This window comes from Streptomyces sp. NPDC055955 (genome assembly GCF_042270245.1).
Taxonomy (GTDB): domain Bacteria; phylum Actinomycetota; class Actinomycetes; order Streptomycetales; family Streptomycetaceae; genus Streptomyces.
This window is the reverse complement of record NZ_JBHJYS010000024.1, coordinates 97,469-111,531: the sequence shown is the minus strand read 5'-3', so window position 1 is coordinate 111,531 and position 14,063 is coordinate 97,469. Positions and strand designations below refer to the sequence as shown.

Below are 14,063 nucleotides of genomic sequence, written 5' to 3'. Positions count from 1 at the left end.
TCGGAGGGACCGGCACCAGGGGGCACAGGAGGGGGAGCCGGGTTGAGCTGTACGGCTGAGTTCCGGACGCCTCCTGTCGGCCGTCGGACGGAAACGGCTACACCGTCCGAGCGGACGTCCGTCTCCATCCCGTAACCGCGGCGCGTCGACGGGGCACCATCAACACCGCTCCCCCCGAGATACGGCGCCGCCGATTTTCGGTGCGGGGAGCACCCCGCGGATCCCGGACTTCCGAAGGAGCCACCTGCCCATGTTCACCCGTAAGCCGTCGGTACTCGCCGCGCAGGCATTGTGTGTTGCCGCCCTCGCGACGGTCGTCGCTTCGGCCACTCCCGCATCGGCGCAGACGGTCGTCCCGTGCAGCGCGAATGCCCTGTCCACCGCCATCGGCAACGCCAACACCGCAGGGGGCGGAACCCTGGTGCTGGCAAGGGGCTGTATCTATTCGCTCATGACGGAGCTGCCGCACATCCAGTCGACGATCACCATCGTCGGCCGGAACACCACGATCACTCGCGACCCCTCGGCAGCCAACAACTTCGGCATTCTCTCCGTCGACTCCATTGGAAACCTCACGCTCACGAACACCACCATCACCAAGGGGGTCGCGTCCGACTTCGGCGGCGGCATCGCGAACCGCGGCCGACTGACCGTGACCGGCAGCGACATCAGCGGGAACAGCGCCAACTTCTCGGGTGGAATCGGCGGCGGTTCGGGGACCGTCACCCGGATCGTGAACAGCTCCATCACGGGCAACACCGCCAACGTGAACGGTGGCGGCGTCGCCAACGACGGAGACATGACCATCGTCAACACCCGCATCACCGGCAACACGGCCAACAACGGTGTTGGAGGTGGCTTGGCCAACGACGGCACGCTGCGACTCGTCAACACTGACGTCACCTTGAACCATGCCCTTGGTAACCAAGCCGGCGGCATCGCCAACGTCGGCGGCGGCACCACGAACATCACGGCCAGCAACATCAACAACAACACCGCCGCCGCCGCCCCCGGCGGCATCCTCAACAGCGGCGGCTCCGTCACGCTGACCGCTTCCCGAGTCAGGAACAACACGCCCACCAACTGCTCGGGCGGCATCCCCATCCCGAACTGCGTCGGCTGATCCAGCAAAGAGAACCTGCCGCGGTGTCCCGCCGCCCGCAGGCGTTCCATGCGAGGCCCCGGACCATGATTGGTCCGGGGCCTCTTCGCTTGTGCCCCGGCACCTGACGCAGACCGTCACGCGGGCGTTCGGGGTGAACGCGGTCGGATAGGGGAGACAGACGCGGTGGACCTGGTGCGCTTCTCGCCGAAGCGCACGTCACCGGGGGCAAGGACGGACCTCTCGTACATCGTTGTCTGAGCGGGCGGCCACGACGGTGGCAACCACCATTGTTCTGGCCGCCACCGGTGTCTGTCGGGAGCAGGCATCCATGCCGCCGCGAGCGCCGGCGGCAGCCCCCTGACGGGCAGCCCTTCCACGAGCGCCGGGACCGTCACCGCGGTGGCACTGATCCCCGGCGACACCGGTGACGTTGTCGAGCTCGCCGACGGGCGGACCAGCGCTCACCTGTCCGCACGAGTTCAGCAGCGCAGTACCCGCCACGTCATGGCCTCGGAAGGCCCCTGTCGTACTGTGCACGGCGCACGCCTAGCCGTCGGCGCATGTGTGCGGCGTGCATGCCTGCGGAGGTGCGTCGCTGTTTATGGTGCCGCCACCCCTGATGACGGGGGCCGTAGCCTGAGCAGGCTGGAAGGACGACGGATGAGCACCATGAGAGAAGCGGGCCGAGGCGCCGGGCCCGCCGTGGCTGGGATGGGCAGTGCGCCGCGCCCTGTCGGCGCGTGGTTCGAGAGCATGCCTTTCGGGCGAACCCATCTGCTGGCCGCCACCGCCCTGTTCATGGCGTTCGTGATCGAGTCGTGGGAGCAGCTGGCGCTGGTGTACGTGTCGGGGGACCTCGGCGACGCCTTCGGCATCAACGAGTCCGCGATCGGCTGGGCTCTGTCCGCGGTCGCGCTCGGCATGATCCCCGGCAGCCTCGTGTGGGGGCCGGTGTCCGACCGGATCGGGCGCCGGTCGGTGTGTCTGTGGTCCCTTGCCGCTTACGGCGTCATTGCCCTGGCCAGCGCCTTCTCGCCGAACTTCACCGTGCTCATGGTGGCGCGGTTCCTGTCCGGACTCGCACTCGCCGGTATCTACACGGTGACTTTTCCCTACTTCCTGGAGCTGCTGCCGTCCCGGATGCGCGGCCGCGCGGCGGTCTATCTGTCCATCGGCTGGCCGATCGGTGTCCTTCTGGCCGTCGGGGTGACCCAGGCCCTGGGCGGGCTCGGCTGGCACGTCGTCGCCATTGCCAGCGCGCTCGCCGGACTGTGGGTGTTCGCCATCCGGGCATGGGTCCCGGAGTCCCCGTACTGGCTCGCGGAGCAGGGGCGACACCAGGAAGCGGGGGCCGTGCTGCGACGGCTCGGCGCGGAGGTCCCCGACGGCACGGTGTTCGCCGTTCCCGCGGCGTCCGAGACACGGGCAGGCCGTCCTGTCGACCTGTTCCGGGGGCCCTTGCTGCGCGTCAGCGTCCTCATGCTCGTCGTCAACTTCGCCTTCAACTGGGGTTACTGGGGGCTGCAGACGTGGCTGCCGACCCTGCTTCAGGACAAGGGGCTCAGCATGTCCGCGAGCCTCGGTTTCGTCGCGCTGAGCGCCGTGTTCATGATTCCGGGATATGTCTCGGCGTCATGGCTGACGGGCCGCTACGGCCGTAAGAAGGTCTTCCTGCCGTACGTCGCCCTCGCCGCGGTCGCCGGAGTGGCCTTTGCCTACGCCGACACTCTGACTGCCATGTACGTGGCGAACTTCGCCCTGTCGTTCTTCTGCCTGGGGGCCTGGGGCGTGTGGAACACGTGGAACGGCGAGTTCTATCCGACCGCGCTCCGGGCGACCGGCTACTCGTGGGCGACCGCTGCCCAGCTGGGCGCCACCTCGCTGGCACCGTCCGTGATCGGATTCCTGCTGGCCCGTGCGACGAGCTACTCGTCCACGATCCTTTTCATCATGGCCTTCCTCGCGCTCTCCCTGATCTGCGCCGCTCCGCTTCCGGAGACCGAGGGGAAGGACTTGGAGTAGCCGGGCGGCTCGGCTCGCCCACGTCGGGTGCGATGGGAAGATGACCAGGTGAGACTCGGAATCGATGTGGGGCGCGCGACGACCGCGGCCGTTCTCGCCGACCCGGGCCACGCCGACCGGGTGGAGGCCGAAGCGGTGGTGGCGAGCGCGCCCACGACCGCGGTGAGCCTGAGCCGAGTCCTGGCACGGCTCGGCCCGCTGCCGGGCCGGGTGCGGGCCGTCGCCGTGGTCACCGACCTGGCCCGCAGGCCGCCCATGCCGCGTCGCGTCGCGGTGCTGCGGATCTCCCCGAACTCCCATGCCGCGCTCGGCCCGCTCGTCGGCTGGCCGCAGTCGGTACGTGCGGAGGTGGCCGGGCCGTACGAGGTCGTGGCCGGCGGCAGTTCCGTGACGGGGCGGCCCCTGGCCGCGCTCGACCGGCGGGCCGTCGCCCACTTCGCACACCGTGCCCGTGCGGCCGGGGTCACCGCCTTCGCCCTGAGTGCGGCCGGCGCCCCGACCGTGCCCGGGCCGGAGTGGGAGGCGTCCGAGATCATTGCCGAAACCGTCCCGGACGCGGCCCTCAGCCTCTCGTACGAGATCGGCTCGCCCGGCCTTCGGGAACGCGAGAATGCGACGATCCTCAACGCGGCGCTCGGCGGCTGGGCCGAGGAACTCGTACGGGACTGCCGGCGCGCCCTGCGCTCCGCAGGAATCGACGCCCCGTTGCTGTTCGCCCGGGACAGCGGGGGACTGGTGTCCGCCGACTACTTCTGCCGCCACCCTGTCATCGCGACCTCGCCCGCCACCTCATGTGCCGCCCGCGGCGCGGTGACGCGCACAGGCAGCGAACAGGCAGTCGTGGTGGATGCGGGCGCTCGCTCCGTCCGCTGCCTCACTGTGGTCGAGGGGGAACCCGTGCGGCACGAACGCCCCTACCCGGGAGCTCTGGGCGTCCGCGTGCAGCTGGGCTCCCCGGACGTGACCGAGTGGACCCAAGGGCCAGGCGCCGAGGATATCGACGCCGTCGTCGCACGGCTTGCCGAACGGGTGCCAGGAGCGCCCGTGGTGCGCACCGGCGGTGGCGCCGACAGCGAGGGGCGGTTCGACGCGGCTCGCCATGGCACCCATGCCGACTGCCGCGCCGAGATCGAGCACATCGTCGTGGCCGCAGGCAGGGCGGAGCTGGACCATCTGATGGATGCCGCGCGGGACCAGGCGCTGTCCCGGGCCATCGCGGCGGGCGCCGCCCCCGCCACCGTACGGGTGCGGTCGCTCACCCATGCTCCGGTCGCCTACCTGCCTGCCGGAGTGCACCGCGTGACTGTGCAGGCCGCGGGTGAACCCCTCATGGACGCTGTCGCATGACGTGCGCCGAGGACCGGCTCATCGGACCGGACGAACTGGCCCACCTGGCCGTCGGCGCGCGGGTACTCGCCGCGGGGACGGAGGAGTCCGCATACCAGGTGGCCCTCGACTGGGCCACCGCCGAACTCGCCGCCCATGGCCCCGTGCGGCTGATACCTGCCCACCGGATCGCGCCCGACGGGCTCTGTATCGCCGTGACCCTGGCCGGGGCATCTGCCGCGCTCGCCGAAGCACTGCCCACTGGCGACGAACCGGTGCGGGCCGTGCAGGCCGTCGAGCGGATGACCGGACGCCTGGCCCACGCCGTCGTGCCGCTCAACACCGCCGCGGAGAACGCTCTGATCGCCCTCGCCACGGCCGCCCGCTGTGGTCTGCCGCTCGTCGACGGTGACGGTTGCGGACGTGTGCTCCCGCTGCTCGAACAGACCCTGCTCACCCTGGCCGGCGCGCACGCGGCGCCGCTCGCCCTGGCCACACCCGGCGGCGACGTCATCACCCTGGAGTGCGCGCGCAGCAGCGTGGAGGAACTCGTCCGTCCCTTGGTCCTGGCCGCGGGAGGCTGGGCGGTCGCCGCCGGGTATCCGGTGGACGGGGCGGTGCTGGCAGGAGCGCTCGTGCACGGAACGGTCAGCCGGGCGATCGAGGTCGGCTCCCTGGAGGGGGCGGCCCGCTTCGCCGCCTGGCGGCCGCGCCGCCTGTGCCGGGGCAGGATCGCCGCCCTGGAGCCGTCGCCCGGGCCGTACGGACCTGGCGATGCCGCCGCGTCCGTCACTCTGCCGTCGCGGCCCACCAGCGTCCTGGTCGACGAGGAAGACGGGCTACGGCGCCGGTTCCGTCTGGAAGCCCACAACGAAGTGCTGCTCGCCCTGGCCGACGGCGCGGTCGTCGCGGCCGCACCCGATCACATCCTGCTGGTCACCGGCGCCGACGGGCGCGTGCTCGACGTCGAACGCGCTCTCCCGGGCCTGACCGTGGACGTGGTTGTGATCGAGGCGGCGCCCGCTTGGCACACCCCTGAAGGGCGTGCTCTGGCCGGAGCGGTCGGAGCGCTGTCATGAGCCGCCCGCTGACGCTGGTCGAGCTGTTGCGACATGGCCCGCTGCCCGAGACGACCGTGTACGGTCCCGCCGACTCGCCCACCGAGATCCGGTCCGTTCGGATCGTGGACCGTGTCGAGTCGCTCGACGTGGTGCAGCCCGGGACCGCTGTGGTGCTGGTGGGACATGTCGCATCGGCTGCATGGACCGTCGAGATGGCGCTGCGCAAGGCGTGGGAGCACGCGGCGGCGTGCGTCGTGGCCGCACCGACGGCAGTGCGTGCCGGCTCGGTGGGAGAACTGGCCGACCGCCTCGGCGTCTCCCTCCTCCTCGTCGCGGGCGAACCGCTGGACACCGCCGTACTGCTGGCCTCTGTGGTGGCCCAGCCCGAGGCGGGCCGGGCCGCGCTGATGGCCCGGGCCGCGCATCGGATCGCGGGGGCCGGGCATCGGCCGGCCGAGGTACTCGCAGCCCTGCACGACGTGCTGCCCCGCACCTCGGTGGCGCTCACCGGCCCGTCCGGCGACCTCCTGGCCGGGCGCGCGTCGGCCCTGCACACCGCGTCCGCCGACGTGAGCGTGCGGGTATCCGTGCGCGATCCCGACGGCGGGCAGCTGGCCGCCCTGACGGCGCGGTCACAGTCCCGCGCTCCGGACTGGGCCGCGACGATGACGGAAGTCCTGCACTTGGCCGTGGCTCCGCTGACGGCCTGGGCCGCCGGCGAACGGCTCGGCGTGGAGCGGTCCGAGCGAGCGGCCTCGGCCCTGCTGCGGACGCTGCTCGACCGAGACGCGCCCGACACGGGCACCGCTGCCGCGGACAGCGAACCCGACCCGGTCCTGAGCTCGGCGGTCGCGCTCGGCTGGGCGACCGAGGGGCCGCTCCTCGCCTACGCACTGCGGCCCGGCGTCGCCCCGACGACGGAGACCGGACCGCTGCTCACCACGTGGTGGAACCGTGCCGGGATCGGCGGCCCGCTCGTCGCGTACCGGGACGTCTGGGTCTGTTGGCGCACGCTGGAAGGGGGCGAACCATCGGCCGAAGCCCTCGTACGCGCAGAACGGCGCCTGGCCGCGGCGGTAGCCGAGGCCGCACTGCCCTGGCCGGTGGCCGGGGCGGTCGCGGGCCCGCTCGAGAGCCTCACCGCGTTGGGGCCCGCGCTCGACGACGCCGTCGCCGCCGCCGGTGTCGCCCGGCCGGGCACGGTCGTACGCGCGGACCGGGCGGGATCCGCCCAGCTGATCGCGGCGCTGCCCCGCGACGCGTTGCGCCGGCCGGCCGCCGCGCTGCTCGGCCCGCTGCTCGCCGCCGACCGCGACGGCACGCTGCTGCGGACCCTGGCCGTCTTGCTCGACGTCGGTGGCGCCCCCTCGGCCGCGGCCGCCCGCCTCGGGGTGCATCGCAACACGGTGACGGCACGGCTGGAGCGACTGCGCACCCTGGGCTGCGACCTGGAGGACCCGGAGCTGCGGCTTCCACTGCATGTCGCGTGCCAGGTGCTGCTCGATGAGGGTCGTTGAGCGACGGTGACACCGGGCAGGGAAAGGCCGTCTTCCCTGCCCGGCACCGTCGTTGGTCACCGGCCCGTACCCGGCGTCAGCCGTTGTACCGCTCCCGGACGTGCTCCGCGGTGAGTGCTCCCTGCCGGATGTCCTCCGCCACGGCGTCGGCAGCGCGCTCGGACACCGGACCGTAGCCGCCGCCTCCGCCGCTCTCACAGCGCAGCACATCGCCCTGGCGCACCGGGAGCGCGTTCGCCTTGAGCAGCGAACGGGATTCAGGGCGGCCGGGGTTGAGGGTCACCCGGGGCGCGGCCCCGTCAGCTCCGCCGAACAGCCCCCAGGCCGGCGTGACCGACCGCTCCCACCACAAGGACAGGTTCTGGTCGGCGGTGAAGACGTACTCGCGTACGACCCCATGGCCACCTCGCGTACGGCCGGGGCCTGCGGAGTCGGGACGTACGGCGTACTGCTCGACCCGCACCGGGAACAGCGTCTCCAGGACTTCGACAGGCATGTCTCGCAGCGAGCCGTTGACGTTGTTGATCAGGCAGGTCTCGCCGTCGCCGCCCTCCCAGGCACCCCAGCCGCCGACCGTCGCCTCCTGCGACACGAACAGCTTTCCGCTGCGCGGGTCGAGGCCGGTGAACTGCACGATCATGGAGTCCCCGTACGAGGCCGCCGCGGCACGCTCCGGCATCGCCGGAGCCAGCGCCTTGACGACCAGGTCGATGACGAGGCCGAGGTGGGAGTAGTAGTACTGGCAGGCGGCCGGTTCGATCGCGGCCAGCATGGATCCGGGCCGCGTCACGACCTCCAAAGGTGCGAACGAGCCGCCGTTGAGCGGGACTTCACCGCTGACCAGAAGCTTGTAGCCGACCCGGCAGGCCGCGACGGTCTGCGCCGCACCGCAGTTGACCGGCCCGGTCGCCTGGTCGGCGCAGTCGGTGACGTCGATGACCATCCGCTCGCCGTCGATGGTGACGCGCACGGTGACGGGCAGCGGGGTGTCAAGATCGATGCCGTCGTTGTCCAGACGGCCCGTGGCCTCGTACACCCCGTCCGGGATGTCGGCGATCTGGGCGCGCTCCAGCTGGCGGGTCTGCTCGAAGATGGCGTCCCGGGCGGCAGCGAGCGTGTCGGTGCCCCAGCGCTCGACGATCTCCGCGAGCCGCCGCGCGCCGGTGAGTGCGCAGGCCACCTGGGCGCGCATGTCACCGAGTGTGGGTTGCGGGAACCGCACCTGGCGAGCGATCAGATCCTGCGTCAGGACGCATGGCGCACCGCGTTCGTAGATCTTCAACGGGCCCATGCGCAGGCCCTCTTGGTAGATCGTCGTGGAGTCCATGGAGCCGCCCGGGTCCTTGGAGCCCATGTCGATCCAGTGCGCACGGGACGCGGCGAAGCCGACGAGTTCGCCGCTGACGTGGATGGGCGCGTAGACCGTCACGTCGTTGAGGTGCGTGCCACCGATGTACGAGTCGTTGAGCACCCAGACGTCGCCCTCGCGCCACACGTCCCGGCCGTACATGCGCTCGGTGGCGCGGGTGCACTCCTCCAGGTTGCCCAGAAAGATCGGCAGCCCCGAGGACTGGCCGAGGACGTGGTGGTCCCGGTCGAGCAGCGCGACGGCGCAGTCCTTCGCCTCGTAGATCGTCGGTGTGTACGCCGAGCGGATCAGCGTGGTGTTCATGTCCTCCGCGGCCTGGAGCAGGGCGCAGCGGATGATCTCCGTGGTGATGGGGTCGATGGTGCGGACCGGGTCTGTGACGGCCTCTGCAGGGGAGCTCATGCGGCGCCTCCGAGCTTGATCACGAGGAAGCCGTTCGCGTCGACGGTGACGAGCGCGTCCGGTGGGACGACGGTGGTGGAGGTGGCCTCGACGACGATCGCCGGACCGTTGAACTGCGCGCCGACGGCGAGGTGTTCACGTCGGAGGACGGGGGCGTCGTGCGTCTTGCCGCCGAAGACGACGGGCTTGGTACGGCCGGCCCAGGGGCTTTCGCCCGCGTCCGGTGTGTACGGCCGGGTCTCCTGGGGGGGTGGGGTGCCGAGCGCGGTGGTGCGCAGCGTCACGAACTCGACCGGCGCCTCGGGCGTGGCATGCCCGTAACGCTGTTCGTGCTGCGTGGCGAACCGGGCGGCGACCGTGGCGAGGAAGCCGTCGGTGAGTGGTTCGTCGGCACCGGTCAGCGGCACGGTCAGTGTGTAGTCCTGGCCCTCGTAGCGCATGTCCACGGCGTGCTCGACGGAGCGGCGCTCGGCGGGGACGCCCTGCTCGTCCAGGGCGGCGAGGCCCTGGGTGCCCAGATCGCCGAGGGCGGCGGCCAGAGCGGTCCGGTCGAGCGTGTCGCCGGGGGTGAAGAACTGCCGGGTCAGGTCGCGCCGCACCGCGGTGCCCAGCATGCCCCACGCGGAGAATGCCCCGGGGAACAGCGGAACCACGACCTCCTCGACGCCCAGCTCCCGTGCGATCTCCACGGCGTGCATGGGGCCCGCGCCGCCGAACGCGAGAAGGGTGAACTCCCTGGGTTCGCGGCCGTGTTCGACGGTCAGGGTGCGGATGGCCTGTGCCATCTTCGCGTTGGCGACGTCACAGATGCCGCCGGCCAGGGCGAGCGGGTCCAGGTCGAGTTCGTCGGCCAGGGAGCCCACAGCGGTCCGTGCGGCCGCGACATCCAGCGTCATGTGTCCGCCCGCGAACCACTCGGGGTCGACACGGCCGAGTACGGCATTGGCGTCCGTCACGGTCGGCCGGATACCGCCGCGCCCGTAGCAGGCGGGCCCGGGCAGGGCGCCTGCTGACTCGGGGCCCACCCGCAGACCGCTGCCCTCCGCGTAGGCGAGAGATCCGCCGCCCGCGCCGATCGTGTGCAGGTTCACCAGGGGGATCAGCACCGGGAAGCCGTCGGCTGTGCCCTCGTTCGAGATGTCGGGACGGCCGTCGAGGACCAGAGACACGTCGAAGGAGGTGCCTCCCATGTCGACGCAGATCGCGTTCGCGCGGCCCAGCAGGCCCGCCGCCGCGACACCGCCCATGGTGCCGCCGACCGGCCCGGACAGCAGCGTCTGCAGGGGGTGCGACCGGGCGAAAGAGGCGTTGACGACCCCTCCCGAGGACTGCATGACCTGGACGGGTACGCCGAGACCGTGCTCGGAGAACCGTTCTTCGATGTGGCCGAGGTAGCGGCGCACGACCGGTCCCGTGTACGCGTCGAGGACCGCGGACGAGGTCCGCTCGTACTCGCGCCACTCGCCGGCGACGGCGTGCGAGAGCACCACCATCACGTCGTCGCCCAGTTCCTCACGCAGGATCTCGCCGGCCCGCAGCTCGTGCCGAGGGTCGACGTAGCTGAACAGGAACGACACGGACACCGCCGTGTACCCCTCGGCACGTACCCGTCGGGCGGCCGCCCGCACTGCGTCCTCGTCCAGCGGTCGCAGCTCGGCGCCCCGCCAGTCGAGTCGGCCACCGACCTGCACGGTCGAGTACCGGTCCACCAGCGGCACCGGCTTGCGGTAGTGCAGGTCGAACATTCGGTCGCGGTTGCCGCGGGCGATCTGGTAGACGTCCCGCATTCCCTCGGACGTCATCAGCAGCACCTTGGCGCCCTTGCGCTCCAGGAGCGCGTTGAGCCCCTGCGTGGTGCCGTGCACGAAGAACGAGATGGCGGCGGGGTCCGACACGGCACGGCCCAGCGAGGCGAAGACGCCCTTCGCCAGATCGCCCGGTGTCGTCGGGGCCTTCGCCGCGAAGTAGGTGCCGCGTATCTCGTCGTACGCGACGACGTCGGTGAACGTGCCACCGATGTCCATGGCTACCCGGTATGTCATGCCGCCTCCCGGCTGTCTCGGGGAATGGACGGACGCTAACCGGACGGGGCCGCACGCGGTCTGTGCGTCGCGCACGCTGCGGAAAGGTGGACCGGGCGTGACGCACACTGCGTGATCAGCGCCGCGAGCGTCACTCACACGCGTGAGCACACACGTGGCCACCCAGGGGCCTTGCGCTTGGATCGTGCCGGGCTCGCGGGGCTGGTTCCGTGCCTGGCGGCGATGTCGTCCGTCGCCGATGCTCCGCATGGGCTCCTTCCTGCGCCTTGCGAGGCACGGCGCCGGCACCCGCTCCCTGATTCCGGCCTGATCCAAGCGAAAGACCCTAGCCGCCGACCTGCTGCACGTCCTCGTGGAGATGGACGATGCGCCAGCCCTCGTCCGTGAAGCGGCGCAGCACAGCGGTGTTGCGCACGATCTCCGGCCGCAGTGGCGAGCCCGACGCATCAGGTGCGAAGTCGACCCGCAGCCAATACCGCAGCAGTGCGAGGTCGCCGAAGACATCGATCACTGGGTCATAGGCATCGAGCCCCGTCTCCTCAGGGCCCTCACCCGATGCGGGACGTGCGTCACGGACACGGTCCAGATCCGCCTTGCCGCACAACAGTCGGGCGGTGGCGGAGTCCCAGATCGTCGCGTCCGGCTCCAGGCACGCGTCGATCGCACCCCGGTCCTGACGGGCATAGGCCGCGTACATACCGGTGATCACTGACCAGACGGCCCGCGCCTGGCGATCAGGGGCACCCGGGCGCGCGGATCCGACGGCAGGGGTGCCGGTACCGGTGGGGAAGGAGTCGGTGGACGGGTTCGTAGGCAACGCTGAACTCCAGTGTGGTCGCGGTGGATCGAGTGGGCGGGCGCTCCCGTCCGGGCGGCGGACCGTGGACGTCGAAACACTCATGACACTGATCCGATCGCCCTGCGAGGCCCCTCGTGCGCAGCGCTCCGGGGCCGGATCCGGTAGATCTCGGGAACGGCGAGGCGGCCGTTGCACGGCGCGGCGTCAGTGAAGCCGACGCTGTCCGTCGAGGTCAACCGAGCCCACCTGGTTCACCTACGTTCGTCGGTTCAGTCGGCCCGGCTCCCGTCCTGCCCTGGATGTCCCCGAACTCAGCTGAATGAGACGGAAACTGAGGCGAGGGCTTCGACGGAACGAGTGCGGGGCGAGCTGTTCACCGACTGCGGCAGCGATGCCGTGCTGCGTGTGGGCGCCTTCAGAGTGGTCGGGGAGGGATCCCGCCCCCGGTCCCGTCGCGTTCTCGCTCGTCACGCTCCCTTTCTTGAAATCTGAAGCCGGACGCATCGGCGTGGGCAAGGTCGGCGTTCTGTCCGATGGGGCGCGTACGAGCCCGACAGGTCGTACGTGCAGGGTGTGCGGAGCCCCTTCGCGCGGCGGTTTGTGAGGGGTGCCCGGGGACGGGCTTCGTGGCCGGGGGCGTCCGTGCGAGGTCGTCAGGGACGGGTGTCAGGGGTGAGGGTTCAGGCACGGCTCGCTGACCTCCGGTCGGCCAGAACGTTAATCTGTGATCACAGATCACACAAGGGTTTCCCTGGGCGGGCTCGCCGCGTAGAGTGCCGGGGTCGTCCAGGGACGGGTGTCACCGAGCCACTGGAGACGCCGCACATGGAAATGCTGTCCACGATCAGCGGGTGGATCTGGAATCCGCTGGCCTATGTCGCTCTGGGAATCGGCGTGTTGTTCACGCTGCTCACCAAGGGCGTCCAGTTCCGTCGCTTTCCCGACATGATCCGGCACCTGAGGGCCGGCGAGGCGAGTGAGGGCGGGCTGTCCTCGTTGCAGACGCTCGCGCTGTCCCTGTCCAGTCGTATCGGAGTCGGGAGCATCGCGGGTGTGGCCACCGCCGTCGCCGCGGGCGGTCCGGGCGCGCTCGTGTGGATGGTGATCACGGCGCTCCTCGGCTCCACCTGCGCGTACGCCGAGTCCGTACTGGCGCAGGTCTACAAGCGCCGCGAGCACGGCGAGGACCGCGGCGGCATGCCGTACTACATCAAGTACGGGCTCAAAGCTCCCTGGCTCGCCACGATCGTGGCGGTGGCGACCCTGGTCGGGTACGGCTTCGTCTTCCCGGGCGTCCAGGCCAACAACATCGCCTCCAGCGCCGAGTTGGCCTTCGGCGTCGACGGGCCGGTGACGGGCATCGTCGTCACCGCCGTCCTCGCGGTCGTCATCCTGGGCGGTACGCGCCGGATCGTGAAGGTCGTCGAGGCGATCGTTCCGTTCCTGGCCCTCGGCTACATCCTCAGCGCGCTCGTCATCATCGGCCTGAACGTCACGAAGGTGCCGGACGCGGTGGTGCTCATCGTCTCCAGCGCCACGGGCAAGGATCAGGTGTTCGGCGGCATTGTCGGCTACGCGGTGGCCTGGGGCGTGCGCCGTGCCGTGTTCGCCTCGGCGACCGGCCTCGGCGAGGGCACCTTCGCGGCCGCCGCGGCGACCACCACGCATCCGGGCAAGCAGGGCATCATCCAGGCCTTCAGTATCTACATCGACATCCTGCTGATCTGTACGGCGAGTGGACTGCTCCTCGTCGTCACGGGCGCCTACAACGTGAAGGACCCGGCCGGCGGGTTCCTCGTGGAGCACGTACCGGGTGCGGTCGCGGGCCCCAACTTCATGCAGGAGGCCATCGACTCCAGCCTGCCGGGTTGGGGTGCGGTGTTCGTCGCGGTGGCCGTGGCGATGTTCGCGTTCACCTCGATGGTGTTCTTCTTCTATGTGGCCCAGACCAACCTCGTGTTCCTGCTCGGCGATCGCCGCAGCAAGGCGCTGGACGCGCTGGTCAAAGTCGGCACGCTGGCCATCGCGTTCATCGGGAGCGCGGTCACGGCGGACGCCATGTGGGCGGTCGGCGACATCGGCTACGGCATTCTGGGCTGGCTGAACATGGCGTGCGTCCTGCTGCTGACGCCGGTAGTGCGCAAGGTGATCCGGGATTACGACCGTCAGCGGCGCGAGGGGCTCGACCCGCATTTCGATCCGGGACCGCTCGGTATCAAGGGGGCCGAGTACTGGCAGACGCAGAAGGAACCGGTCGGAGAACCTGATCGCGTCTGAGCGGGGCAACACGAGCGTCGGGGGGGGGGCCCGGGGGCGCGCCCGCCCCCCCCCCGGGTGGGTGGCCCGCATGGAAGTGGTGTGGTGCCGGCCCCGGGGCGCTGTGGGGGAGGGGGGGCGCCCCCCGGGGCGCCCGGGGGCCG

Annotated in this window: 9 protein-coding genes; 6 read left to right on the top strand and 3 right to left on the bottom strand. The window is 71.0% G+C overall.

The window, feature by feature from the left end:
- Nucleotides 1-250 precede the first annotated feature (250 nt).
- The 5 genes from ACFC96_RS36520 to ACFC96_RS36500 all read left to right on the top strand — a co-directional run bounded on the left by ACFC96_RS36520 (nucleotide 251) and on the right by ACFC96_RS36500 (nucleotide 7,031).
- Nucleotides 251-1,123, top strand: coding sequence for a hypothetical protein (locus ACFC96_RS36520; protein WP_376225453.1), 873 nt, complete (start codon nucleotides 251-253; stop codon nucleotides 1,121-1,123).
- A 735-nt stretch (nucleotides 1,124-1,858) separates the two neighbouring features.
- The gene (locus ACFC96_RS36515) at nucleotides 1,859-3,127 is read left to right on the top strand and encodes an MFS transporter (protein ID WP_376225454.1); all 1,269 of its coding nucleotides are present in this window, start codon (nucleotides 1,859-1,861) and stop codon (nucleotides 3,125-3,127) included.
- 48 nt (nucleotides 3,128-3,175) lie between these two features.
- Complete coding sequence (locus ACFC96_RS36510; RefSeq protein ID WP_376225456.1) at nucleotides 3,176-4,474, top strand: hydantoinase/oxoprolinase family protein; 1,299 nt, start codon at nucleotides 3,176-3,178, stop codon at nucleotides 4,472-4,474.
- Nucleotides 4,471-5,532 (top strand): DUF917 domain-containing protein, encoded by a 1,062-nt coding sequence (locus ACFC96_RS36505; protein ID WP_376616399.1) that lies wholly within the window; start codon nucleotides 4,471-4,473, stop codon nucleotides 5,530-5,532. The genes ACFC96_RS36510 and ACFC96_RS36505 overlap by 4 nt, the downstream gene beginning before the upstream one ends.
- On the top strand, nucleotides 5,529-7,031 hold the full coding sequence (locus ACFC96_RS36500; protein ID WP_376616397.1) for a PucR family transcriptional regulator: 1,503 nt from the start codon (nucleotides 5,529-5,531) through the stop codon (nucleotides 7,029-7,031). The genes ACFC96_RS36505 and ACFC96_RS36500 overlap by 4 nt, the downstream gene beginning before the upstream one ends.
- A gap of 76 nt (nucleotides 7,032-7,107) precedes the next feature.
- Here the strand turns inward: ACFC96_RS36500 and ACFC96_RS36495 are convergent, their stop codons facing one another.
- The 3 genes from ACFC96_RS36495 to ACFC96_RS36485 form a co-directional block, all read right to left on the bottom strand.
- A complete protein-coding gene (locus tag ACFC96_RS36495; protein ID WP_376225779.1) occupies nucleotides 7,108-8,802 on the bottom strand; it encodes a hydantoinase B/oxoprolinase family protein in 1,695 nt (564 codons plus the stop codon).
- Nucleotides 8,799-10,844, bottom strand: a complete 2,046-nt coding sequence (locus ACFC96_RS36490) for a hydantoinase/oxoprolinase family protein (RefSeq protein WP_376616395.1) — start codon at nucleotides 10,842-10,844, stop codon at nucleotides 8,799-8,801. Before ACFC96_RS36490 ends, ACFC96_RS36495 begins: the two co-directional genes overlap by 4 nt.
- A 325-nt stretch (nucleotides 10,845-11,169) precedes the next feature.
- The gene (locus tag ACFC96_RS36485; protein WP_376616393.1) at nucleotides 11,170-11,661 is read right to left on the bottom strand and encodes a nuclear transport factor 2 family protein; all 492 of its coding nucleotides are present in this window, start codon (nucleotides 11,659-11,661) and stop codon (nucleotides 11,170-11,172) included.
- 807 nt (nucleotides 11,662-12,468) lie between these two features.
- On the opposite strand from ACFC96_RS36485, the gene ACFC96_RS36480 reads away from it, so the two are divergent.
- Nucleotides 12,469-13,920 carry an alanine/glycine:cation symporter family protein gene (locus tag ACFC96_RS36480; RefSeq protein WP_376616392.1) on the top strand — a complete coding sequence of 484 codons (1,452 nt, stop codon included), beginning with the start codon at nucleotides 12,469-12,471 and terminating at the stop codon, nucleotides 13,918-13,920.
- Nucleotides 13,921-14,063 lie beyond the last annotated feature (143 nt).

What these genes read in the sequence shown, in the direction of transcription:
- ACFC96_RS36500 (WP_376616397.1), top strand. Translation starts at nt 5,529, where the DNA reads ATGAGCCGCCCGCTGACGCTGGTCGAGCTGTTGCGACATGGCCCGCTG.
- ACFC96_RS36495 (WP_376225779.1), bottom strand. Translation starts at nt 8,802, where the DNA reads ATGAGCTCCCCTGCAGAGGCCGTCACAGACCCGGTCCGCACCATCGAC.
- ACFC96_RS36515 (WP_376225454.1), top strand. Translation starts at nt 1,859, where the DNA reads ATGCCTTTCGGGCGAACCCATCTGCTGGCCGCCACCGCCCTGTTCATG.
- ACFC96_RS36520 (WP_376225453.1), top strand. Translation starts at nt 251, where the DNA reads ATGTTCACCCGTAAGCCGTCGGTACTCGCCGCGCAGGCATTGTGTGTT.
- ACFC96_RS36480 (WP_376616392.1), top strand. Translation starts at nt 12,469, where the DNA reads ATGGAAATGCTGTCCACGATCAGCGGGTGGATCTGGAATCCGCTGGCC.
- ACFC96_RS36505 (WP_376616399.1), top strand. Translation starts at nt 4,471, where the DNA reads ATGACGTGCGCCGAGGACCGGCTCATCGGACCGGACGAACTGGCCCAC.
- ACFC96_RS36490 (WP_376616395.1), bottom strand. Translation starts at nt 10,844, where the DNA reads ATGACATACCGGGTAGCCATGGACATCGGTGGCACGTTCACCGACGTC.